We start from the raw sequence: 23308 nt of genomic DNA, 5'->3' as shown, positions 1-23308 counted from the left end.
AGGGGGCCCAATGCTGCATGTCGGATCGAGATCCGTCGCCAATGATCGAATGGCCTTGACTGGCGACGAGACGATTGTTTCGTTCGCCGACGCTCTCGCATTCTTCAGGCGCCACGCCCTCCTCATAACGGGAACGGTCGCCGCATTCCTGATCGGCGCCGGGCTCTATGTCCTGGCTGTTCCGCCGTCCTATGTCGCAAGCGCCAAGGTGCTGATCGAAGCGCAGAGGGCGCGGCCGACCTGGCAGGAATTTGGCGCCGATGTAAACGTCGACAGCGCGGAAGTCGAAAGCCAGGCGGAAGTGCTGCGATCGTCAAGCGTCGCGCAGGAAGTCATCGAGACGCTGGCGCTGACCGACGATCCCGAATTCGTCAAGCCGTCGGCGACGGACGGCATGCGCGCCGCCACCTTCGTCTTCCTCGATCATCTCGCCGTGCGGCGGGTAGGCCAATCCAATGCGATAGAAGTCGCCTTCAGCGCGTCCTCGCCGACCAAGTCAGCGCGTATCGCCAACGAAGTGGTCGCGGCCTATCTCGGGGGAGGCTGGCGTAACGACCTGCGTCCCGACGCCTTCCGGCGGTTCAACGAAAAGCTAAATCGGGAATCTCTCGCGGTGACGAACGCCCAGGTCATCACCGCGGCAATGCCGCCGTCGGGCAAAAGCGCGCCGAGGACTACGCTCATCCTCCCGTTCGCGGGAGTTTCCGGCCTATTGTTCGGCATGTTGCTCGCCATTTGCCTGGATGGTCTGGACAAACGTATTCGCAGTCTCGATCAAATCGGCGATGTTCGGGAAACGATCCTGCTTGGCCTGTTGCCAATCGCCGACCAGCCCCTCGCGAACTCGCCCTCCAGGCTTGCCGCGATCGAACATCCCTATTCAAAATTCAGCGAAGCGCTTCGCGCGTCCAGATCCACCCTCGACAGGGCAGTCGACGCCGCCGACCAGAAATGCATCGGCGTGACGTCCGTTGTCGCGGGCGCGGGCGCCACGACCATTGCGGCGAACCTGGCGGCGGTCTACGCGCGCTCCGGCAAAAACGTGCTTCTGCTGGACGCCAACTTCGGCAATCCGTCGCTGTCGCAACTTCTGACGCCGAAAGCTGAAAAGGGGTTGATCGAATTACTCTCGAATCGTGAAGACGGCTGCCTGACGCGAAACGAATGCTACGGCTTCACCTTCCTGCCGCTTATCAAGCGCGGACGGATCGCAAATGCCGGGGATATCATGCGTTCAGCCGCCATGGCGGCGTTGCTGCGAAAGGCGCGATCGCAATTCGACATGATTTTCGTCGATTTGCCGCCCTCGCTGGAGGTCGTCGACGACAATGTCGCCGCGCTCGTGGACCGAATGATCTTCGTCGCCGAATACCGCAAGACGCATGTCGACGAACTGAAAGCGGCAATAGGCGACGCCGGGCACATTTTGAACTATGTCGTTTTGAACAAGTGTGGCCATCCCGCGCTCCTTTCGCAGATCGCGGATCTGGGTCAAAGACTGGTCGCGGCTGCGTCCTCGCTCCGCTCGTCAATCGAGCTTTCGCTGCAACGTGAGCGGAGGTCGACTTGAGCGCTTTCAACAAGTCTGTTGTCGAGGCCCTCGGCAGATACGAAGTGCTGTCCTTCGACGTCTTCGATACGGTTCTCCTTCGCGGCAATGAGTCGGAGCGGCGACGTTTTTGGTGGATCGCCCGTGAAACCGCGCTTCAATTAGCGCGGAAGGGGTTTTTGCTTTCGGCGGAGCAATTGCTGCGTTCCCGACTCGATGTCCAGTCGGCCGCCTATCGCGCGCTCGACGCCGCCAACCCGAACGGCGACGTCAAGCTTTCGGATATCCACCGCCTTCAGGCTGATCTGCTCGGCTTGCCGGTCGAGGCGATTCCAATATTCCTTGACGCCGACATGGCCGCAGAGCGTCGATTCGTCCGCCCGAACGCCGCGCTTGCCGACATCCTGCCACTGGCCAGGAAAGCCGGAAAACGCGTCATCGCCGTCAGCGACACCTATTATCCGGAAGCGGTCTTGCGCCGGCTGCTCGCGGAAATTCTCGGACAAACGCCCTTTGACGCCGTCTACGCCAGTTCGGATTGGAATGCGACCAAGAAAAGCGGCGAATTGTTCGCGCGGGTTTTGCGAGCCGAGAACGTCGCGCCTGGCGCTGTGCTTCACTGGGGCGACGATCGCCGCGCCGACGAATTGATGGCCGCTTCGAAAGGGGTCTGCGCGAATTGGGCGCCCCGACCCTCCCACGTCCGTTTTCGCCGCAAGTTCGACGCCGCGGTCTGGCGCGCGGCGCACTGGGACGCACGCTGGAGGCTCGCATGACCCAACGCCGCCCCGTTTTGCGCGACCGAGCGCATTTTGGCCGATGCGTGCTGGGACCGATCCTCGCCGAATTCGCCTTTCGGTTATGGCTTTTCGCTGAAAGCCATCCCAAAGACGCGCGCATCCTGTTCTGCGCGCGTGGAGGCCTGCGGCTGCGGCTGCTTTACGAGACGTTTCTGCAAAGCATCGGACGTTCCTCGCCGCTTCCGGTCGACGATCTCATGGTGTCGCGGCTCGTTGCGGCGCGGCCGGCGCTGCTGGCCCGCGCGCCTGCCGCGCTCGACGAAATCGGCAGGGAGTTCGACGGCGCAACCATGCGCAAGGTCGTGACGGCGCTAGTCCAGACGGACCTGCCGCTTTCGTCGCGCTGGGACGGGGTTTTCGAACGGACGCAGTTCGAGGAGCTGTTTTGGGCGGACGATGACGAGGCCAGGGCGGCGCGCGCCGCCATCTTCGTTCAGGCCCAGCTTTTTCGTCGCCATTTCGACGAAAAGGCGCAAGGGCGGCGCGTCATTCTTTGCGATACCGGGCTCTACGGGAGCACGATGCGATTGCTGCAAGCCGCCGATCCGGCGCAAGAGATCTTTTGCGTGATGTTTGCGCGCAGCAACTACAAGGGTTTCGACACCGAACATTTCGCCAGGACGAGCGGATTATGCGTCGAGTCGGATTTCTATTCGCCTTTCAATCTTCGCAGTTCCGTCCTGCGCTTCTGGCATTTGATCGAGCATGTGTTCGAACCCGATCTCGAAAGCGTCCGGATGTTTGTTTTGGGCGAAGACGGGCGGCCGCGCTCCAATCTCGAACGGCCTGATTGGCGCGCAGCCATCAGCCCGGATAGGACCGAGATTTTCGCCGGCGTGCTGTCTTACGTCGAAAGCCTCACGGCGGAAAATTTTTCGCGGCGCCTCTACGACGACAGCGCGACGGCATGGCCGGAGTTCAAGCGTCTCGTGACGCACCCGCGTTGCGCCGATCTCGCGCTGATGTCGATCGGCGAGCGATCCCGAGACTTCGGGCGCGAGGAAAAGATTGGCGCCATCGCCGCGGGGCCCGCTCTCTCCGTTTCGCATCTGAAGGCGAGCCTGTGGCGAGAGGGAGCGGTGACGCGCGCGCATCCGGCGCTTCGCGCCTTGTTGCACAGCGGCATCGAATTGGCTCACGGCGCACGGCAAGTGCGGCGCGCCTTCGCGGTGTCTGCCGGGTCGAAAGCGAACGGAGCGCAACGCCGATGAAGATTCTCCATCTTGCCAACCATTGCCATGAAATCGGCAATGGCATCATGAATGTCGCCGTCGATCTCGCCTGCGAGCAGGCGCGAATGGGCCACACCGTGGCTTTTGGAAGCGCCGGGGGGTCCTACGTCGGCTTGCTGGAAAAATCGGGCGTCCGCCACTTCGCCGTTCGACAGCACTGGCGCAAGCCTGCCGCCGCGCTTGCCGGCTTTCGCGCTCTGGGCGGAATCATTCGCGAACAAGCGCCCGACATCATCCACGCGCATATGGTGTCGGGCGCGCTCATGGCGCGCGCGCTCAAGCCGTTCGGCGATTTCGCGCTGGTCACCACAATTCACAACGATTGGCAAAGCAGCGCCGTGCTGATGGGCGTGGGCGACGTGGTGATTTCCGTCAGCGACGCCACTCGCGACGCCTTGGCGGCGCGCGGAATCGATCGAGCGAAATTGCGCACGGTTCGCAACGGACCGCTCGGCTCGCCACGCCACAAGTCGCTGCTTCCCGCGCCGCCGCTCCCCGCGCAAACACTCGCGCGACCCGCGATCCTGACGGTTTGCGGCATGTATCGCCGGAAGGGCGTCGCGGAGCTGATTGACGCCTTCGCGGAAATCGCCGCGCGCCATCCTGCAGTGCGCCTTTACCTGGCGGGCGACGGACCCGATCGGCAAGCCTTCGAAATTCAGGCGGCGCGCCTTCCCTGCGCCGGACGGATCGTCTTTCTGGGTTTCGTCGCGCAGACGGGCCGCCTGCTGGCGCAAGCCGACGTTTTCGCTTTGGCGTCGCGCAGCGAACCTTTCGGGCTCGCGCTTGCGGAAGCGCGCGAAGCGGGGTGCGCCATCGTCGCCACGGCCGTCGGCGGCGTCCCCGAGGTGCTCGAGCACGGCCGGTCCGGCTTGTTGACGCCGCCGAACGATCCGGCGGCCCTGGCGGAGGCGCTCGAGCGCGTCCTCACCGACGAAGGACTGCGCGCCGATCTGCAGCGACGCGCAGCGGAGAACGTCGAATGGCTGACATGCTCCCGAATGGCCGCCGAAACTCTGGCCGTTTACCGGGAGGCTTGCGAGGAGGTCCATCGCGCCAGGAGGGCCGGTCCCTTTCTTGGCCGTCTTTTCTCTCACCGTTAGACGGGTCCGCCGATGCCGAGAACGATCGTTCGTAAAACTTTTCTCAGCGCGCTTGCCGGAGCGGCGACATCGCTGGGCGGGTTTCTGTCAATGGTGCTCATTGCGCGCCTGTTGGGCGTGGCGGAGACGGGCGCCATCGCCTATGCCATCTGGCTCACAAGCCTCATCGTCACCCTCCTCGATTTCGGCGTACCCTCGACTTTGGCGCGCTTCCTGCCGCAACTCGTGGCCGGACATGAGGAAAAGCGCGCGGACAGACTGACGGCCGCGCTGTTCCGGCCCTATGCCGCGGCCTGCGTCGCCGCCTTTGCCGGCCTGTGCGCCTATGCCGCGTGGCCGCTCGCGAACCCGTCCGGCCGGCCGGCGTCGGAGGCGTTCCTCGTCGCGACGCTGGTCTTGCTTCAGGCGCTTGCCAATTTCGCGCTCGGATATTTGCGCGGGATGCAACGTTTCGAAACTTCGGCGGCAATGACCGTTCTTTCGTTCGGCCTTCAGATCGCGTGCGTAGCGATTGGCGGGCGCTTTTGGGGCGGCGCCGGGGTGCTGGCCGGCTATTGTGTGGGCAGCGCGCCGCTCGCCATTCGAGCCGTGAGATGGCTTTGGCGACGTCACGTGGACATGCGGGTGATCGAGCCGCAGATCGTTCGCTTTGCGGCTTTCAGCTGGTTGGGCGCTTTGGCCGCGGCTTTTGTGTGGTCTCGATCGGAAGTGTTCTTCCTGCAGCGATCCTGGGGAGCGGAGTCGGTCGGCATATTGACCGTCGGGCTGACCTTTTCAAATATCGCCGCACAGGGGCCGCTGCTGCTGACCGGCGCCTTGCTGGCTTTCTTTTCCGAGCGTGTCGAGACCCAGCCCCTGGATGTCATCAACAAGGCCTTCGCCGCCGGCACGCGAATGCTCGCCTTCCTCGCCTTGCCGCTCGGCTTCGGAACGGCGGCCGTGCTGCCCGCTCTCGTTCCTCTGTTGTATGGCTCAGCCTTCGACAGCGCCGTCGAGCCCGCTGAGATCGTCGTCGCCGCCGCTGCTTTCGCCGCGAGCGGCGCCGTCGGCACGCATATGATGTGCGCGCGAAACCGCAGCGATTTCATCTTCTACAGCAATATTCTCGGCGCGGCGCTTTCCATTGCCGCCGGCTTGACCGTCATCCCCGGCTATGGAGTCCTGGGGGCCGCGGCTTCGCGCGCCGCGGTCCAGATGTTCATGTTGGGCCTTGGCCTTTGGTTCATCGCGCGCCGGCTGAATTGTCCCGTCCCCTTTCGCCATCTCGCACGCCTCGCGGCTTCCGCCGCGTTGTGCGGCGTCGCCGCGCGCGCCGTCTTGCAACTTGTCCATGGACCTCTGGCCCTGCCGATCGCGATAGGCGTTGGCGCGCTGGTCTACTGGGCGGCGGTGCGAATGCTTGACGCCTTGCCCCCGGAGGATGTCGAGCGGCTGCGCGCGATCGGCGCGCGTTCGCCGCGCGTCGTGCAACGGCTTTTCGACCGAGCGCTCAGCTTCCTTTCGCGTGCGCCGCGAACGGTCGAAGTCGCGGAGTGACCTCATGGCTGAAATCATGAAGCGCAGCATCGAGGAGGCTCCCCGCCGTCGCGAGGTTGCAGGCGTCGACCTGTTGCGTTTTGCGGCGGCGTTCATGGTCATGTTGTTTCATCTGGGCTTCTGGGGATGCGCGGCGCCGCATTCACGCACCAACAGCCTTTTGCAGGTTCACGCCTGTTTTCCGAAACTGGCGCCTTTCGCATCGGCAGGCTGGATTGGCGTCGAGATTTTCTTCGTCATTTCCGGCTTCGTCATCACGTGGTCGGCACAGAACGCATCCCCGCTTCAATTCGTCGCGAGCCGCATTCTTCGGCTCGCGCCAGCAGCCTGGATCTGCGCGACCTTGACGGCTTGCGTCGCGCTGGCGTTCACGGGCGTGGAGATGCGCGACATTTCGCGCGGCTATCTGCGCACCCTCGCATTCTATCCGACCGCTCCCTGGATCGACGACGCCTACTGGACATTGGGTGTCGAAATCGCGTTCTACATGGTCGTCGCCGCGGTCCTGGCTTTCGGGCGCCGCGCCTGGATCACCGCCGTGGTCGGCGCCATCGGCGCGGCAAGCGCCTCGTTCTGGATCTTGCGCGCCGCCGTGGGGACGTCCGGCCCGTCAAGCTTCTTGGCGTTTCTCAATGTGGCGGCCACATCGCGTTACACCGAACTGGCTCTGCTGCAGCACGGATGTTTTTTTTGCATCGGGGCTATTCTGTGCGCCAGCATGGGCGATTGCTTGTCGCGCCCGGTGCTGGCGCTGGCGCTGTTCTGCGGCGCCGGCGGGGCGCTTGAAATCGTTGCGTCAGCCGCGAGCAAGTCCTCCATTGCGGGCGCCGATCTGTCCGTCGCAACGCCTCTTGCGATCTGGGCGCTGGCGATGCTCGCGATTGTCGCGTCGATCCGCCTCGGTCGCAATGCGGAACGCCCGTCACTATCGCGATGGGCGCGTCGCATCGGATTGATGACTTACCCGCTCTATCTGCTCCATAGCCTGATCGGTTCGATCGCAATCCAGACTTTGATTTATTCGGGGGTAAGCGACGCCCCTGCATTGGTGCTTTCCATGGCCCTCGCGGTCGCGCTCGCACTGGTCGTTTCAGAGGTTCTTGAGCCCGCGGCGCGCGGCGCGCTGGCGCGCGGGCTTTTCTCCGGGATCGCGCCACCCAGCGGCGCGATCCGAGGAGGCTTGGCGTCTGCGTCTGTGGCCACCCTCGCTGATTCTTCTCGAATTGCAACCAATGGGGAGCGTGCGTGACCATCCAGTTCATTGGCGTCGTCGCGCTTTTCATCGGCCTGGTCGGCCTGGTCAAAGGACCGCCGATCGACATTTGGGCCTTTCTGGTCTCGCTGCTCTTTGGCGCCGCGGCCGGCGTCATTTTCGAAAGCCTGGGATCGGTGAACATGTTGCCCGCCCATATCATGCTCGGCTTCCTCGCCTTGGGCGTGATCTTGCGGCGCGGCGCGCTGTCGCGCGGCCTTCGGGCGCTTTCCCCGGGCAGCGCGGGATTCTGGTTGCTGGCGACAGTCGTCTATGGCGTGGTCGCGGCCTATTTCATGCCTCGCCTGTTCGCTGGCGCGACCGACGTGTTCACGGTCGCCCGCGGCGATTCAGGCCCCGGACTCATGCGGGCGCCGCTCGGGCCGGTGTCCGGCAACGTGACGCAGACCATCTATCTCGTTGGCGATCTTGTCTGCTTCCTGGCCTGCGCCAGCGTCGCGACGACGCGACCGGGTCTCGAGAGCCTTTGTCGGGCGACGCTGTTTTGCGGTTTCCTCAACCTGCTGTTCGCGGCGGTCGATTATGCGACTTTCACGACCGGGACCGCCGAGCTTCTTTCTTTCATGCGCAACGCAACTTACCGCATGCTCGACGACGTCGAAATCGTCGGCTTCAAGCGCATCGTTGGCTCGTTCCCGGAAGCGTCGACCTTCGCCTACGCCACTCTCGGTTTCTTTGCCTTTTCCGGCCGGCTGGCGCTGACCGGCGTCCATGTGCGCTCCGCCAGCCTGGTCGCGGCTTTCTCGCTGCTGGCGTTGCTTCTTTCGACGTCGACCACGGCCTACGCGGGCGCCGCGATTTGCCTCGTCGTGCTCTATCTCGACGCTGTCGCACGCCTCTTCCTGCGCGGCGCCACGCCGGGGAGCGTGGCCTTCGTCTGCGTCGCGCCTCTGGCGGCCGCTGGCGTCGTAGCGGCGGCCAAGCTCTATGATCCGCTGTGGTCCACGGTGACAAGCCTGCTCGACCAGACCGTCTTCCAGAAGGCGACGTCGGCCTCCGCGATTGAACGCTCGATGTGGAACACGCAGGCGCTCCTGAATTTCCGGGAAACTTTTTTTCTCGGCGCCGGCGTCGGAAGCGTGCGCGCGTCGAGCGTGCTGGCCGCTGTCCCCGCCAGCGTTGGAGTTCCAGGAACGCTCGTCTTTGCGGCGTTTCTTTATCGCGTCCTGCTCAGTCCACTCGCGCGCGCCCTGCCTGACCGTGAGAGGGCGGTTCGGACAGCGGCGCGCTTCGCTTGTTTCGCGCAACTGCTTGCCGGCGTTTTTGCGGGAACCTTCATGGACCTGGGGCTCGCCTTTTTCGTTTTCGCCGCGATGGCGGCCGGCGGCCGCGAAACGGCGCCGGCTATGGCTTCGCCCCAGCCAGCAAGGGGGACCTGGGCCCCCGCCTGAGACAAGGGTGATCAAGATGCGTGCAATCATTCCGCTGCTGGTCAGTTTACTTGGCCTGACCATGGCGTTCGGCGAAGAACGACAGGACGCGTCCTCCGTTCTGGATCTCTCCGGCTACAAGTTGACGTTCGAAGATGATTTCAAGACGCTGGATGTTTCCGCCTGGGGACCGGGAACGCGATGGATCGCGCATACGCCCTGGAACGGCGATTTTGGCGACGCCGCCTTCGCCGATCCCACCCCCGACTTCCCTTTCACGATCCAGGACGGGCGCCTGCGCATCGAGGCGCGCAAAGGCTCGGACGGCAAGTGGAGCAGCGGCTTGCTTTCATCGACCGACCGCTCCGGGGCTGGCTTCTCCCAGCAATATGGCTATTTCGAAATCCGGGCGAAACTGCCCCCAGGCCCAGGCCTGTGGCCGGGCTTCTGGCTGATCGGCAACAAGGCGCAGGGCGGCTCGGCCGAAATCGATGTCCTTGAATATCTCGGTCACGACACCGCCAAATACGAAGCCACCGTGCATGTATGGCCTCGCGACGGAATGGGCCGGAATTACGAGGCGAGATATCCGATCAAGGTGCCGCCCGCCGCTCTCGTGAACGATTTTCATACCTACGGCGTGCTGGTCGACGCAGAGACAATCGTCTTCTACCTCGACCGCCGCGAGGTGGCGCGCACGCCGACGCCTCCCGAACACAAACAGAAAATGTTCATCTTGATCAGTCTGGCGATGGGATCCGGCTTTTCGATCGACGCGACGCCCAGTCCGTCGGACATGTTCGTGGATTATGTGAGGGCCTATGCGAAATCATGATGCAATCGCGACGTCTGAGGTCGCGGACCATTCAGCGCCACGCGCGCAAACGCTTGCCTCGCAGGTCGGCGCCATGAACATCGGGCGCGACGCGGAGTCGGGATGGCGTGATCTGCGGCCGACGATCCTAGGCCTTATCGACAGTACAGGCGCCAGAAATGTCCTGGAGGTCGGCGGCGGCCGCTTTCCGTTTCTGCAGCTGGACGAAATACGCGAGCGGGGTCTCGAGCTGACGGTAAATGACGTCGTCGAGGCCGAGCTCAAACTCGCGCCCGACACTTTCGCGAAGAGCTGTTTCGACATCGCCGGAAATCTTCCCGACGATGCTGAACTCGGCTCCTTCGATTTCATCTTTTCGCGAATGGTGTTCGAACATGTCAAGGACGCGCGAAAAGCATGGAGCAACATTTACCACCTGCTCGCGCCCGGAGGCGTGGGCTTCGCCTACGTCCCGACGCTTTGGTCTCCGCCGTTCCTTTTCAACCGTATGACGCCGGAAGTTTTATCGGCATGGGTTTTGAAAAAGATCGACCCGGATCGCAGGGCTGAGCGCGTGCCTAAGTTTCCTGCCTATTACGACCTCTGCCGTGCGAACGCAAAGGCGGTCGCCCCGAAACTTGCGGAGATAGGATTTCGCGAAGTTGTGGTGACGCCATTTTTTGGCACGCCATATTTTCCGGTGGTTCCGGTTCTCAAACATGTCGCGCGCGCTTTCGACCGAACGGTGGAGGCGCTCGATGCCCGAAACTTCGCAAGCTACGCTTACATTATCGCGCGGAAATGAGTCGAGACCATCCGCGGCGGAAACCATGCGCGCAAATGCCCGGCAGGCCATCGGGGGGATCGAATCCGACAACAGGAATCAACGGCATGGTCATGGTAAATTCCGAATTGAGCGGGCGAAGGCTCCTGATTGTCGAAAACGATCCGCATGACGCAACGAAATTACTGCGCGCATGCCAGACGATCGGAGTCGAAGCGGAAGTGAGCAACGATCCGGCCAAGGCGCTCGGTCGCGCCGCGCGCGGCCGCTGGGACGGAGCCATTCTCAGCCTGACTTTCCAGAATGAGTCCATGCTCTGCGTGGCGGACAAGCTGTCGCAACGCAGCCTGCCATTCATATTCACGGTCAACGATCATGGCGAAGGCGTCCCTCTTCGCTACGCGCGCGTTCCGCAGCTCGTGAAACCGCTCCAGCGGGAGCGCATTGTGCACCTCATCACCACGTGCGCCGACGCGCCTCAGTCGGAAAATAAAGAAAATCCCGTTTTGGCGGAACTTCTGGCGGAGTGCGAGCCGTTAAGAGACCTGCTGGCGCCCTATGCGCTCCAGGTCCGGCGCACCCTGTCCCGTCCGGGATGCGCGGTGCGCGACGTTATTTTCATTGAATCCGGCATGTGCGCCGTCATCGGCAAGCTGGGGGCCAATGAAACCGAAATCGGCTTGATCGGCAACGAAGGCGTCGTTGGGGCATGGATTGGCGCAGACGTCGAAACGACGCCTTTTCGCATCACGGTCCAAATTGAAGGAATGGCCGCGGCGCTGCCGGCGCAGGCGTTGCAAAGGGCGATGGAGAAGACGCCGAAAATTGGCGCCATCCTGATGCGCTACCAGCATGATCTCGATATGCAATTTGCTGCGGCCGCCACAGCGAACGCTACGCTTTGCATCGAGAGCCGACTGGCTCGATGGCTTGTGATGTGCTCGGATCGCATCGGCGCAGAAATTCCGGTCGTGCACGAAGATCTCTCGGCGATTCTCAGCGTGCGCCGTTCAGGCGTCACCGAAGCGGTCCACCAGCTGGAACGGGCCGGGCTGATCGCGCCGAGACGCGGCTTCGTGCGGGTCGTGGATCGGGAACGTCTCGTCAGGCTTTCCATGGGGGCACACGAAGCATAGGGTTTGCCTGAGGGTGACTCTCACGGTCTCGCCGGTATGGCTTTATCCTTGCGTGTAAACTTGTTTTGGATCGCCGCCGGACCAACGGGTCGGGCGGCGATGTTTTCAAGCTGCGTCGACGAGGACGATTTCGCTGTCTTCGAGGGCCGTCACCTTCAATATTTCGACATCCTTGATGGCGACGCCGTCGCGGGCGTTGACGCGCACGCCGTCGATTTCCACCGCGCCGGCAGCCGCGACAAGGTAACCGCGCCGACCCTTGCCCAGAGCATATTCGGCGCTCTCGCCGGCCTTGATCGTTGCGCCCGCGACGCGAGCGTCGGCGCGGATCGGCAAGCCGTCTCTGTCGTCTGCGAAGCCCGAGGCCAGGGTGACGAAACCGCCCGCCCGCTCGCCTTTCGGGAAGGGTCGCGCGCCCCAGTTCGCCTCGCCGCCGGTCTGTGTCGGCTGGATCCAGATCTGGAAGATCTGCGTCGCCTCCGGTTCGAGATTATATTCGGAATGGGCGACGCCAGAGCCCGCCGACATCACCTGCACGTCGCCCGCTTCGGTGCGGCCGACATTGCCGAGATTGTCCTTATGGGTGATCGCGCCCTTCCTCACATAGGTGATGATTTCCATGTTGCGGTGGGGATGGGTCGGGAATCCCGTACCCGGAGCGATGGTGTCGTCGTTCCAGACGCGCAAACTGCCCCAACTCATGCGGTTCGGGTCGTGATAATTGGCGAAAGAGAAGTGATGCTTGGCGTCGAGCCAACCGTGATTGGCGCCGCCGAGGCTGGCGAATGGGCGAAGTTCGATCATCGCGGATCTCCTGAAAAGGGCCCGTAGCGGCGTCAGGGGCCTACGGGCTTGGGTTGAAGCCTATGTAGGGCTTTTGCTCTTTTCGGAAAAGCCAGATAAATTAAGATAAAATATTCGAAGGAATAGAAATGTCAGAGCCGGGCGTCCCGACATTCGATCAGCTCCAGATCTTTCTCGCGGTGGTTGAAAACGGCAGTTTTGCCGGCGCCGGGCGCAAGCTCAATCGCGCGACCTCGGTGATTAGCTATGGCGTTTCCAATCTCGAGGCCCAGCTTGGCGTCGAATTATTCGACCGTGAAGCCACCCGGCGTCCGCGCCTGACGGAAGCGGGACAGGCCGTGCTCGCCGAGGCGCGCACCGTGGCGCATGGCATGGACGGGCTGCGCGCCAAGGTGAAGGGCATGCTCGAGGGGCTGGAGGCGGAAGTCCGGCTCGCCGTCGACGTGATGCTGCCCGCCGCGCGGCTCGGCGACGTTTTGCGCGCCTTCAGCCAGCAATATCCCACCGTCGCGCTGCGCCTTTCGGTGGAGGCGCTGGGCGCGGTGATGGGACTGGTGCTGGACCGCAGCGCCGTTCTCGGCGTCAGTGGGCCGCTGGTCGCCGAAAAGGACGAGATTGAGCGGGTCGCCGCCGGATCGATCGAAATGATTCCGGTGGCGGCTCCTGACCATCCGCTGGCCCGCGCCGGAAATTTGCCGCCCGGCGCCGGCCGCGACCATATCCAGCTGGTGCTGAGCGACCGTTCGACGCTGTCGGAAGGCCGCGACTTCGCCGTTTTGAGCCGGCGCACCTGGCGGCTGGCCGATCTCAGCGCCAAACACGCCCTGCTGCGCGAGGGCATCGGCTGGGGCAATATGCCGCTGGCCATGGTCGAGGCCGATCTCGACTCCGGCGCGCTCGTTAGGCTGGCGATGCCGGATTGTCCTGTCAGCGCTTATTGCCTTTCGGCGATCTACCGCCGCGATGCGCCGCCTGGCCCGGCGGCCTCCTGGCTGCTGCGTCAATTCGCGGCGCGCGGCGCGGGCGATCGGATCTAGACTGCTTTCCGCGGACGCCTCTTTTCTAAAAAGTCGAATATAATGTTGGATTTTATTCGGCTGTTCAGCAAAGCCTGCTGCTGCCAGAAATGACATCAGATGCACCGGACGCATCCGATTTCAATTCATAGCGTCAGCAAAGGGCAGCAACCATGAAACTCCTGCATGTCGATTCCAGCATTCTTGGCGCCGGCTCCGTCAGCCGCGCGCTTTCCACCGCGATTGTCGCCAGCGAAAAGAGCCGCCACGCCGATCTCTCCGTGACCTATCGCGACCTCGCCGCCGCACCTGTCGACCATCTCTCCGGCGCGCACCTGGCCGCCTTCCAGGGCGCGGCGCCGGAAGCGCCCTCGTTGCAGGCCGATGTCGCTTCTGGACAGGCGGCTTTGGAGGAATTTCTGGCGGCGGACATCGTCGTCATCGGCGCGCCCATGTATAATTTCTCGATCCCCAGCCAGCTCAAGGCCTGGATCGACCGCCTCGCCGTCGCCGGTAAAACCTTCCGCTACACCGAAAAGGGACCGGTCGGCCTCGCTGCCGGCAAGAAAGTGATCGTCGCCTCGTCGCGCGGCGGCTTCTATGGGCCCGATACGCAGGCCGCCTTCCTCGACCATCAGGAAAGCTATCTGCGTGGCGTGTTCGGCTTTTTCGGCATTGACGACGTGACCTTCATCCGCGCCGAGGGCGTCGCGCTGGGCGCCGAACAGCGGGAAAAAGCCATCGCCGCCGCCAGGGGCGAAATCGCCCAGATCGCCGCCTGATCGCTTCTGGCCGGGGCGTAAAACTCCGGCCGCACCCCCAAAAAAGGTCATCGAAAATGTTCCCTAGATTTCTTGTCGTTCCCGCCGCCGCCTTGCTGGCCGTTTCCTTGTCCTGCGCCGTGTGTGCGCAGGAAGTCATCCATGACCCTTCCGCCGTACAGGAAGGCGTCTATAGCGTCGAGCCCGCCCATACCCGCGTGCTGTTCAGCATCGACCACATGGGCTTCACCAATTACTTCGGCGAATTCCCCAATGTCAGCGGCGCGCTGACCCTCAATCCCAAGGCCGTCGGGACCAGCACGCTCGAAATTCGCATTCCCACGGCCTCGGTTTCGACCGGCAACGCCAAGCTCAATGGCGAGCTGGCCAGCGATCAATGGCTCGACGCGGCCAAATATCCGGAAATGCTGTTCAAGGCCGAAAAAATTGTTGCGACCGGCAAGGACACGGCCAATGTCACCGGCAACCTGACGCTGCATGGCGTCACCAAACTGGTGACTCTGGCGGTGAAGTTTCACGGCGCCGGCGTCAATGTGCTCGACAAGAAATATACCGTCGGCTTCGAGGCCGCCGGCAAGATCAAGCGCAGCGATTTCGGCGTGAAGGCCTACGCGCCTTTGATCGGCGACGACCTCGACCTGATCATCAGCGCCGCCTTCGAGCGGAGCTGATCGCAGCCTGAAGCGAAGCATGCCAAAGCCGGACCAATGCGCGTTTCCATCGCCCGATACAGCCAAACGGCGATCGCGCAGCACTGGGGGATGGTCGCGCTTGAAGTCGGCGTCGATGTGGATATTGCCGCCGCCGCGCGCTGAGGCAATCAAGGCAGGGTCGTCCAAAATGGGACTGATGGTTGACGGAATCTGGCGCGATCAATGGTACGACACCGCCGCCACAGGCGGAAAGTTCGAACGCCCGCAAACGGTTTTTCGCTCCCGAATCGAGGTCGGCGGGCCGTTCGAGCCGGAGCCGGGCCGCTATCATCTTTACGTGTCCTGGGCCTGCCCCTGGGCGCACCGGACGATGATCTACCGCAAGCTCAAAGGGCTCGAAGGGGCCATCTCGATCAGCTATGTCGAGCCCCTGATGCTGGAAAACGGCTGGACCCTCGCCGAGGGCGCCGACCCCTTGTTTCAGGCCCGCGCGCTTTGGCAGATCTACGCCAAGGCCGATCCGAATTATTCAGGCCGCGTCACCGTGCCGCTGCTGTGGGATCGCCAGCGGGCGACGATCGTCAATAATGAATCGGCCGAGATCATCCGGATGTTCGACGCCTGGCCCGGCGCGCGCGGCGAATTGTTGCGCCCGCCGGAATTGGCCGGAGAAATCGACGCTTTGAATGCCGCGATCTATCCGGCCATCAATAATGGCGTCTATCGCGCCGGCTTCGCCACGACCCAAGGCGCCTATGACGAAGCCTACGACCAGGTCTTCGCCATGCTCGACGAACTGGAGCTGCGGCTGAAATCCAGAAATTTCTTGCTCGGCGACAGGCCGACCGAAGCCGACTGGCGATTGTTCACAACGCTCATCCGCTTCGACGCGGTCTATCACGGGCACTTCAAATGCAATCGCTCCCGCCTGGCCGATTTTCCCGAACTTTGGGATTTTACGCGCACGCTCTACCAAATGGCCGGCATTGCTGAAACGGTGCGGTTCGACGAGATCAAGACCCATTATTATGGCAGCCACCGGATGATCAATCCGACCGGCGTCGTGCCGAAAGGGCCGGACCTCGATCCTTGGACGCCAACCAAACGCCATGGGTGAAATCGACGCCATGCATGTTTGGGGCAATCGACTGGCGTCTCGACCTTGAAGACGTTCGGAGCGGGCTGAATTTTACCGCAACGCCAGCCGCCTGCACGCGCCTTTCCGGAAGCTCAAGATCGGGAGGCTTTGGCGAGCCATGCGCGTATGCCTTCGAGACTGCGGAAATCTTCGGTGCTGCGCGCGCGAAGGTTGGGATATGCCTCGTCCGCCATCGCCGCCAGCGCCCTCCCAGGGCCCAGCTCCAGGAAGGTGTCGACGCCGGCTTCGACGCAAGCCTCGAGACACCCCGCCCAATCGATGGTGTGCGAGATCTGGGCGGCGAGCTTGGCCTGCCCCTCTCCCACATTTATCACAGGCCTGGCATCAATGCCGCTGAAAAGGCGGACGCCAGGCCTGCGCGTCAGCGTTTCATGCGCGGCCAGCGCCTTGGCAAAGCGCTGGCTGGCCTCGGCAAGCCGCGGCGTGTGCGAGGCGACATTGACTTTGAGGGGACCCGCTTTCGCCGCTCCCAGGTTCAACGCCTCGGCGCAAAGCCCGTCGAGCTCCTTGCGGCCGCCGCCAATGACGAACATCTCGCCCGGATTGACGATGGCCACGTCGCAAGCGCGGCGTGCGCAAAGCCCGTCGATCTTGTCGCGGGGGAGGCCGCGCACGAACGCAAGGCCATCGCCCGGGCGGCTGTTGGCGTCCATCGTCAAGGCGCGCTGGCGGGCAAGATCGACGACCGCCGCAGACGAGTAAAGTCCGGCGCAGCCCCAGGCCGCCAGTTCGCCGATGCTGTAGCCAGCGATCGATATTCTTGCGCCGAATGTGTCTTTCAGCGCCGCGAAGGCGGCAAGGGCCTGTGTCACACAAAGGATCTGGCCTGCCACATTGGCGTGGGTCGCCTGCTCATCGGCCTCCCGGATAAAACGGCGCGGGTCGCTGCCGAGCGCTTCTTGCGCCGCCGCGAAAACGCCCGCCGCTTCCGGCGCCTCCGCAGTGAGGGCGAACATGGCTTCGTGTTGAGTGCCCTGGCCGGAGCAGAGGATGGCGAGCGTCATGCGATCTCGCCGCTCTTTGCCGGGCCAGCGGCCTGCTCAGGATTTTTGCCGATCGCATGCACGAAAAGGCTCATGCTCAAAAGATCGGCCGAGCCCCCGGGGCTAAGGCGCCGCGAGACAAATTCGGCATGAATGCGCGCGGCCTCCGCGCGCCATCCCGCCGCGGCGACGCCGCCGCCATCGAGAAACTCCCTCGCACGCCTGCGGGCGAATGCAAGGCCCGCGGCGCCGCCGCGATGCAGCAGGTTGGTGTCGAGAACGCCTTCGATGAGAGCGAAGATCGCCTGAACGCGCGCGGCCTCCGGGTCATTTGGCGCGAGCCTGAAGCCTTCCGCAAGCGCTGGCGCCCCAATATCATAGACGCTTGGAAATCCCGCCGCCGCCTCTCCGCGCGCGCCGGTCGCCCCGTAAACCTGAAGCGCTCTCGATCCGTGGCTGTGCAATGGAATGGGTCCTTTGACGATGGCCAGCCCATAGCGGCGCTGGATCGTCTCGCCGAGACCCTCGCCGTCGCGATCCCTGGCGCCTGCCGCCGCACAGAGAAGGCCAAGGCCGAAGATCGCCCCGCGATGCGAATTGACGCCGCCCGTCGCTTCCAGCATCGCCGCCTCCGCCGCAACGCCGATGGCGCGCAGGCGATCCATTCCGGCGCCCGCTGTTCCCGCCGCCGCGAGCGCCGTGAAAAACGGCTCCAGGGCGGAAGCGCTGCGGTAAAGCATGGCGGCGTTCATGTCGTGGTGGCTGCCATTGTCGATATGACTGACCAGTCCCGGCTTGGGCCAGGTTTCGACCTCCAGGCAGAGACAGGACATGGCCAGCGCGCCGATCGATTCCGGCGCAAGCGCCGCCTCTCTTTTGCAGCAATCATATTCGCGCGCGGGTTGATCGACGCGGAGCGGCGGCGCGAAGCTCATGAAGCCGCCAGCCAATCTTTTGTTTCTCCATGATGACCATCATCATAGCCAAGGAAAGCGTCGCGCCGCCCCATAGCTGCTCCTGCAAGGGACTTGATCAAAACCTCGCCAGCGCCGGAGGACAGCTCGCGCCAGTGAACGGCGCCCAGGTTCTCCCGGATGATCTCGCCATCGAGGCGCATCGGCGCCTTAGCCTCGATCATTGTCAGACCCTCGAGCAGCGCCCGCACAGGCGCCTGCGGCGTCAGGGGAAACAGAAGATCGAGATCGGAAGACGAGCTCAGATAATCGAGGCCTGTCAGCGCGGACCAGGCGACAGCGCCGAACGCGCGGACTTCGACGCCGACGCGAGCGCCAAGCTCGACGATCGCCTCTATCGTCGCTCGCCACGGGTCGGGGACCATGGGCGCGCCAGCGTCGAGGGGCGGCGGGGGCTCAAGCGTCAGCACCGCGGCGGGCGCAAGCTGCAGGGCGATCCGCTTTTTGCCGTGCGACGGCGGCAAGGCGATCCCCATGGGAACCAACCCCGGAGCGTCGCGGGGCGTCCGGCGCCTCGCGATGAGAGGTCGTGAAAGCGCGGCCCAATCGATCAGGAGAGCTTCGTTCGCAAGTTCGGCGCGCTCGCGCAGCGCCAGCCCGTAAGCACAGGCGTCGACGCGCAGAAAAGCGTGTCGCGCGGGGGATACCGGCGTCCCCCATCCGGAGCGGGCAGGCTCAAGCATCGCCGGCCACGAGGGACTTTACCCGCGCAGCGATGTCAGCGGCTTTCGGGCGACCGCCTCTCTCCTTGCCAAGGAGATCGCGGCGATCCTCCGTTTCCTGCTCACGCTCAAGCAGCGCGGATAATTGCGCCGCCAGCGATTTTTGCGGATCCCATGTTTCCAGCACCGCGCCGGTCTGCGCAAGATTGTCGAGGCCCGGCGCGAACACCGGGGTGGACTTCGCTTTCTCTTTCAAGACGTCGATCGACAGTTTCGTCACCCGCGACATCGAGGGCAGGTCCATCACCTCGGGGTCGGCGCCGGGCAGGGCGACCAGGATCTGCGTCGAAAGGGCGGTCGCGATGAATGCGCCCGCCGCCGTGTGTCCGTAGAGCAGGCCTATCGTCGGAATGCCCAGCATTTGCGCGAGGATCAGGCTTTTTGACAGGTGCGCGAGGTATTCGCTGAGGCCCAGCATCTCGTCGCGCTTGCTCATGCGCTGGCTGTCGCTATCGATGAGAACCAGCAGCGGGCCCCGGTGTTTGGCCTCGATGATCGACATCACCTTGCCCGCCAGTTTTGCGGCGCCATCGACGCCGAGCGCCGTTCTATTGGCGACGCCGATAATTTCCGCACGACCGCCGGACGCCAGCGCGCCGGAGCCTGCGACGAGACCCTCATTGTCGACCGCGACGTCATGGCCCCCGGGAAACAGTGAAGCCAGGATATCATCGAGCGTCATGGCTTTTCTCCTGAACCTTGTCGGCGATTTCAACGAATGCGTCGGCGTCGAGGTCGGGGATTTGCGTCGGCGCGGCGATGCCGAGTCCGGCCCAGATCTCGGTGGCGTCCTTGCAGCCGCCAAACCGCTCGAGGCGCTTCTCAAGCCGGGCCTGTTCTGCCAGCATGGAGGAAAGATCGAAACGCGGCGCGGATTCGATCAGTTGCAAAGCCGCCGCCCGAAAACTCTCGATCGTATCGTCGGCGAAGGCGTCGGCGACGCCAAGGAGCCTGCGGCCCTTGCCGCCCATGGTCCGCCAGACCAGCGCTCGATCCGCGGAATCGAACTCTTCGACGCCTTTGTTGGTCTCGATCACTTCGGGGCCCGAGACGCTGATGCGGCCCTGCTCGGAGACGACGAGGCCGCTGCAGCAGCCTGAGATCAAGCCGCCGCCGCCGTAGCAACCGGCTCGCCCGCCGATCAGGCCGATCACGCGGCCGCCAGCGGCGCGCAGTTCGAGCATCGCCCGCATGATTTCGGCTATCGCCAGTTCCCCGGCATTGGCTTCCTGCAGCCTGACCCCGCCCGTATCGAACAGGATGAGGACGGCGCGGACGCCGTCGCCCGCGGCGCGGGCGGCGCGCAAAATTCCGGTGAGCTTGGCGCCATGGACTTCGCCGAAAGCGCCGCCCATGAAGCGGCCTTCCTGCGCCGCCACCAGCACCGGCTGATTTGACAGCGTTCCGCGCCCGATAATCATGCCGTCGTCGAATTGCTTCGGCAGGTCGAAAATCTGGAGATGCGGGCTTTCCTCGCGCGCCTCCGGGCCGATGAATTCCTTGAAACTGCCAGCGTCGAGCAGGCTCTGGACGCGGGCGCGGGCGCTCGCCTCGTACCAGCTGGGCGGCCTGTTCATCGGGCCTGGATCGGCGTTCGGCAAGGCGCTCAAACTCTGTCCTCCTCGATCGTCCGCACGCCCTGGGCGAGCCGCAACGCCACGGTGTCCGGCCGCGCCCCGCCATCATTGATCGACAGGCGCAATCCGCCGGGTGAATAGCGCTCGACGAAATCGGCGACCACCGCCGCCCAGACCTCGCCGAACCCGTGCGCGGCGGTCGCGATTTCGACGACGCAATCCTGTTCGGGCAAGACGCGCTCGACCAGCACTTCGAGATTGCCGGAGGCGACGACCCCGACGATTGCCTGACGCTGGCCGCCGCCGGCCGGCTTTTCGGTCTTGTGACGAAATGTCAGATTTTCCATTCGTCGGTGTCCTCACCAGTTACGGAATTTCGACGGCGGCCGGTAAAGTCCGCCAGACCAGCGCACGATATCCTTGATGGATCGCGCGGCCAGCAGGCTGCGGTCGGCGTCGAGCACGTCGACGCCAAGGTCTTCGGGCCGCTGGATGACGCCGCGCTCGCGCAGCCGCTGAACCATTTTGGCGTCGCGCCGGCGGCCGACCTCGGTATAGCCGGCGACGCCGCGCACGGCCTGCTCGCGCTCGTCCTTGTCGCGGCAGAGCAGGAGATTGGCGATTCCCTCTTCGGTGACGATATGCGTCACGTCATCGGCGTAAATCATCACCGGCGCCAGGTCGAGGTTGAGCTTTTCCGCCAAAGCCAGCGCGTCGAGTTTTTCGACGAAGGTCGGGACGTTCTTCTCGCCGTAAGTCTCGCCAATCTGCACGACGAGCTTGCGGCCCCGTCGCAGCGCAGGCACGCCGTCGGGGTCCGCCTCCTTGCCCGCCTTGAGCCAAGGCTCGCTAGGGTGCCGGCGGCCGCGCGCATCGGAACCCATGTTCGGCGCGCCGCCGAACCCGGCGATGCGCGAAGTGGTCACCGTTGAACTATTGCCGTTGACATCGATCTGCAAAGTCGAGCCGATGAACATGTCGCAGGCGTAGAGACCAGCGGTCTGGCAGAAGGCGCGATTGGAACGCAGCGATCCGTCGGGTCCGATGAAATAGATGTCGGATCGCGCCGACATGTAGTCGTCCATGCCCACTTCCGACCCGAAGCAATGGATCTGTTCGACAAAGCCCGATTCGATCGCGGGAATCAGGGTTGGGTGCGGGTTGAGCGCCCAATGTGTCGCGATCTTGCCCTTGAGGCCGAGACGCTCGGCGAAAGTCGGCAGCAACAGTTCGATCGCCGCCGTGTTGAAGCCGATGCCATGGTTGAGCCGCTTCACGCCGTAAGGCACATAGATGCCCTTGATCGCCAGCATGGCGGTCAGGATCTGGGTCTCGGTGATCGCACCCGGGTCGCGGGTGAAAAGCGGCTCGACATAAAAGGGCTTGCCCGCCGGGACGATGAAATGCACGCGGTCGCCGGGAATATCGACGCGGGGAACGGTGTCAACGATGGCGTTGACCTGCGCGATGACCACGCCGCTCTTGAAAGCGGTCGCCTCGACGACCGTCGGCGTGTCCTCGGTGTTGGGACCGGTATAGAGATTGCCGTCGCGGTCGGCGCTGACCGCGGCGATCAGGGCGACGTTGGGGGTGAGGTCGATGAAGTAGCGGGCGAACAGTTCCAGATAGGTGTGCACCGCGCCAAGATCGATCTGGCCGCCGAACAGCATCTTGGCGATGCGTCCGGCCTGCGGGCCGGAATAGGCGTAATCGAGACGCTTGGCGACGCCGGTCTCGAACACGTCGAGGTGTTCGGGCAGGACAACGCCCGATTGCACCATGTGGAGATCGTGGATCCTGGCCGGGTCGGCCCCGGCGAGAGCGGACGCAAGAAGATCAGCCTGTTTCTGGTTGTCGCCCTCAAGGCAGACGCGGTCGAAGGGCCGAATGACCGCCTCGAGAAGGGCTGTGGCCTGGCCCGCGCTGACGATTTTACCGTCCGCCAGTGCGGAACCCGCGGCGATCCGCTTCGCCAGCTCCACTCGGTCCGCGCCCCATTGCCTCATCGGCTATCTCCCTGGACAGGAATTCTCCCACACTCCGACGTTTTGACGCCGGTTTTTTTTACGAGGCGCTGCCGACCCGCATTCGGGCGCCGACGCTCAACGCGCGAGCGTGGCTGTCGGTTTCATCGTGACGCCGTAGGGGGCGAATCGATGCGTTCGCCGCCGGCCCGTCCGATCTCGCTGTGTTTCGAAGTCTTTTTGCCGCGCTGAAACCTGGCGATCTGGAACGATAAGGCCTAGCTAACCGTTAGGCGTATCAAATTACCCCGATCATCTGCTTCCGTCGAGGAAAATGAAGTTCAAACTCAGGGATTGGACCTCTCTCCAGCAGCTGGCGCGTCGTGGCGCGGCAGCCGGACTTCCTGCAAGAAAAAATTGCGTCAAGAAAAAACGTGAATCAACAACAGAGCGCAAAATTTGCTGATGAAATGCTTCTGCACCGACTCGTTCTCGAAGGCTTTCGCCCAAGGACGTTCCGTTCAGGAGGCCAATCGGGAGGATTGTTCATGGAAACAATGATTCTGAATGCTCTTGCTCCGGTTTTCTTCGTGATGGCCATGGGCTATTACGCCGGCTACCGAAAGATGATCGACAATCAGAAGGTGGCCACCCTCAACCTTTTCGTGATGCATTTCGCCCTGCCTTCCGCTTTGTTCACGGCGATTTCACGAACGCCCCGTCAGGTGATCTTGGACAACGGGCAGTTGATGGGGATTTTGACCCTGTGCATGTTCGTTGTCTATGCGCTGACGCTGTTCCTGCAATTCAAGTATTTCCACGTGGAGACCGGCAAAGCCGCGGTGCAGACCCTGACGGTGGCCCTGCCCAATTACGCTTCGGTCGGCTTGCCGCTGCTGCTCAGCGTCTACGGGCCGTCCAGCGCCCTGAGCGTGGCGGTGGCGATCGCCGTCGGCTCCGTCACGGTTTCGCCATTGACCCTGGTGCTGCTGGAAAGCGCCCACGCGACCGACAAGGTGTCTCCGGCGAAGCTGTTCCTGCTAGCCGTCCTGCGCACGGTCAAGCGTCCGATTGTGT

General features: G+C 63.5%; 24 protein-coding genes. 16 read left to right on the top strand and 8 right to left on the bottom strand.

Annotated elements, in window-relative coordinates; translation table 11 throughout:
• Positions 1-10: 10 nt before the first annotated feature.
• The 10 genes from ACLP2E_RS17310 (at position 11) to ACLP2E_RS17265 (ending at position 11597) form a co-directional block, all read left to right on the top strand.
• A complete protein-coding gene (locus ACLP2E_RS17310; protein ID WP_442466644.1) occupies positions 11-1570 on the top strand; it encodes an AAA family ATPase in 1560 nt (519 codons plus the stop codon).
• Positions 1567-2325, top strand: a complete 759-nt coding sequence (locus ACLP2E_RS17305; protein ID WP_442466643.1) for an HAD family hydrolase — start codon at positions 1567-1569, stop codon at positions 2323-2325. Before ACLP2E_RS17310 ends, ACLP2E_RS17305 begins: the two co-directional genes overlap by 4 nt.
• A complete protein-coding gene (locus tag ACLP2E_RS17300) occupies positions 2322-3560 on the top strand; it encodes a glycosyltransferase (RefSeq protein WP_442466642.1) in 1239 nt (412 codons plus the stop codon). Before ACLP2E_RS17305 ends, ACLP2E_RS17300 begins: the two co-directional genes overlap by 4 nt.
• A complete protein-coding gene (locus tag ACLP2E_RS17295; protein ID WP_442466641.1) occupies positions 3557-4684 on the top strand; it encodes a glycosyltransferase family 4 protein in 1128 nt (375 codons plus the stop codon). The genes ACLP2E_RS17300 and ACLP2E_RS17295 overlap by 4 nt, the downstream gene beginning before the upstream one ends.
• 12 nt (positions 4685-4696) lie before the next feature.
• A complete protein-coding gene (locus ACLP2E_RS17290; protein ID WP_442466640.1) occupies positions 4697-6220 on the top strand; it encodes an oligosaccharide flippase family protein in 1524 nt (507 codons plus the stop codon).
• A 4-nt stretch (positions 6221-6224) separates the two neighbouring features.
• Positions 6225-7469 (top strand): acyltransferase family protein, encoded by a 1245-nt coding sequence (locus ACLP2E_RS17285; protein ID WP_442466639.1) that lies wholly within the window; start codon positions 6225-6227, stop codon positions 7467-7469.
• On the top strand, positions 7466-8884 hold the full coding sequence (locus ACLP2E_RS17280; protein WP_442466638.1) for a hypothetical protein: 1419 nt from the start codon (positions 7466-7468) through the stop codon (positions 8882-8884). The genes ACLP2E_RS17285 and ACLP2E_RS17280 overlap by 4 nt, the downstream gene beginning before the upstream one ends.
• A gap of 16 nt (positions 8885-8900) precedes the next feature.
• Positions 8901-9698, top strand: coding sequence for a glycoside hydrolase family 16 protein (locus tag ACLP2E_RS17275; RefSeq protein ID WP_442466637.1), 798 nt, complete (start codon positions 8901-8903; stop codon positions 9696-9698).
• Positions 9699-9771: 73 nt separating this feature from the next.
• The gene (locus ACLP2E_RS17270; RefSeq protein ID WP_442466636.1) at positions 9772-10482 is read left to right on the top strand and encodes a class I SAM-dependent methyltransferase; all 711 of its coding nucleotides are present in this window, start codon (positions 9772-9774) and stop codon (positions 10480-10482) included.
• A gap of 290 nt (positions 10483-10772) precedes the next feature.
• On the top strand, positions 10773-11597 hold the full coding sequence (locus ACLP2E_RS17265; RefSeq protein WP_442466635.1) for a helix-turn-helix domain-containing protein: 825 nt from the start codon (positions 10773-10775) through the stop codon (positions 11595-11597).
• 105 nt (positions 11598-11702) lie between these two features.
• Here ACLP2E_RS17265 and ACLP2E_RS17260 read toward each other — a convergent pair whose 3' ends face one another.
• A complete protein-coding gene (locus ACLP2E_RS17260) occupies positions 11703-12401 on the bottom strand; it encodes a pirin family protein (protein WP_442466634.1) in 699 nt (232 codons plus the stop codon).
• Between the two features lie 128 nt (positions 12402-12529).
• On the opposite strand from ACLP2E_RS17260, the gene ACLP2E_RS17255 reads away from it, so the two are divergent.
• From ACLP2E_RS17255 to ACLP2E_RS17240, 4 genes are all read left to right on the top strand, one after another.
• Positions 12530-13438 carry a LysR family transcriptional regulator gene (locus ACLP2E_RS17255; protein ID WP_442466633.1) on the top strand — a complete coding sequence of 303 codons (909 nt, stop codon included), beginning with the start codon at positions 12530-12532 and terminating at the stop codon, positions 13436-13438.
• Between the two features lie 152 nt (positions 13439-13590).
• The gene (locus ACLP2E_RS17250) at positions 13591-14199 is read left to right on the top strand and encodes an FMN-dependent NADH-azoreductase (protein ID WP_442466632.1); all 609 of its coding nucleotides are present in this window, start codon (positions 13591-13593) and stop codon (positions 14197-14199) included.
• Between the two features lie 56 nt (positions 14200-14255).
• Complete coding sequence (locus ACLP2E_RS17245; RefSeq protein WP_442466631.1) at positions 14256-14870, top strand: YceI family protein; 615 nt, start codon at positions 14256-14258, stop codon at positions 14868-14870.
• Positions 14871-15039: 169 nt separating this feature from the next.
• Complete coding sequence (locus ACLP2E_RS17240) at positions 15040-15969, top strand: glutathione S-transferase family protein (protein ID WP_442466630.1); 930 nt, start codon at positions 15040-15042, stop codon at positions 15967-15969.
• A gap of 113 nt (positions 15970-16082) precedes the next feature.
• Here the strand turns inward: ACLP2E_RS17240 and ACLP2E_RS17235 are convergent, their stop codons facing one another.
• The 7 genes from ACLP2E_RS17235 to mdcA are packed head-to-tail and all read right to left on the bottom strand — an operon-like array spanning position 16083 to position 22273.
• Positions 16083-17015: an ACP S-malonyltransferase gene (locus ACLP2E_RS17235; RefSeq protein ID WP_442466629.1), complete on the bottom strand. Its 933-nt coding sequence runs from the start codon at positions 17013-17015 to the stop codon at positions 16083-16085.
• Positions 17012-17929, bottom strand: coding sequence for a triphosphoribosyl-dephospho-CoA synthase MdcB (gene mdcB, locus ACLP2E_RS17230; RefSeq protein ID WP_442466628.1), 918 nt, complete (start codon positions 17927-17929; stop codon positions 17012-17014). The genes ACLP2E_RS17235 and mdcB overlap by 4 nt, the downstream gene beginning before the upstream one ends.
• On the bottom strand, positions 17926-18651 hold the full coding sequence (mdcG, locus tag ACLP2E_RS17225; RefSeq protein WP_442466627.1) for a malonate decarboxylase holo-[acyl-carrier-protein] synthase: 726 nt from the start codon (positions 18649-18651) through the stop codon (positions 17926-17928). Before mdcG ends, mdcB begins: the two co-directional genes overlap by 4 nt.
• Positions 18644-19372, bottom strand: coding sequence for a biotin-independent malonate decarboxylase subunit gamma (gene mdcE, locus ACLP2E_RS17220; RefSeq protein WP_442466626.1), 729 nt, complete (start codon positions 19370-19372; stop codon positions 18644-18646). Before mdcE ends, mdcG begins: the two co-directional genes overlap by 8 nt.
• Positions 19359-20267, bottom strand: a complete 909-nt coding sequence (locus ACLP2E_RS17215; protein ID WP_442466652.1) for a biotin-independent malonate decarboxylase subunit beta — start codon at positions 20265-20267, stop codon at positions 19359-19361. Before ACLP2E_RS17215 ends, mdcE begins: the two co-directional genes overlap by 14 nt.
• Positions 20268-20296: 29 nt before the next feature.
• Positions 20297-20614, bottom strand: a complete 318-nt coding sequence (gene mdcC, locus ACLP2E_RS17210) for a malonate decarboxylase acyl carrier protein (RefSeq protein ID WP_442461064.1) — start codon at positions 20612-20614, stop codon at positions 20297-20299.
• Between the two features lie 12 nt (positions 20615-20626).
• Positions 20627-22273, bottom strand: a complete 1647-nt coding sequence (gene mdcA / locus ACLP2E_RS17205; RefSeq protein WP_442461063.1) for a malonate decarboxylase subunit alpha — start codon at positions 22271-22273, stop codon at positions 20627-20629.
• A gap of 292 nt (positions 22274-22565) precedes the next feature.
• On the opposite strand from mdcA, the gene ACLP2E_RS17200 reads away from it, so the two are divergent.
• Both ACLP2E_RS17200 and ACLP2E_RS17195 read left to right on the top strand, forming a co-directional pair.
• Complete coding sequence (locus ACLP2E_RS17200) at positions 22566-22697, top strand: hypothetical protein (protein WP_442461062.1); 132 nt, start codon at positions 22566-22568, stop codon at positions 22695-22697.
• 82 nt (positions 22698-22779) lie between these two features.
• On the top strand, positions 22780-23308 hold a 529-nt coding region (locus ACLP2E_RS17195), incomplete at its 3' end, for an AEC family transporter (RefSeq protein ID WP_442466625.1).

This window comes from Rhodoblastus sp. (assembly GCF_052145335.1).
Lineage (GTDB): Bacteria > Pseudomonadota > Alphaproteobacteria > Rhizobiales > Beijerinckiaceae > Rhodoblastus.
This window is presented reverse-complemented; position numbering and strand designations above follow the sequence as displayed.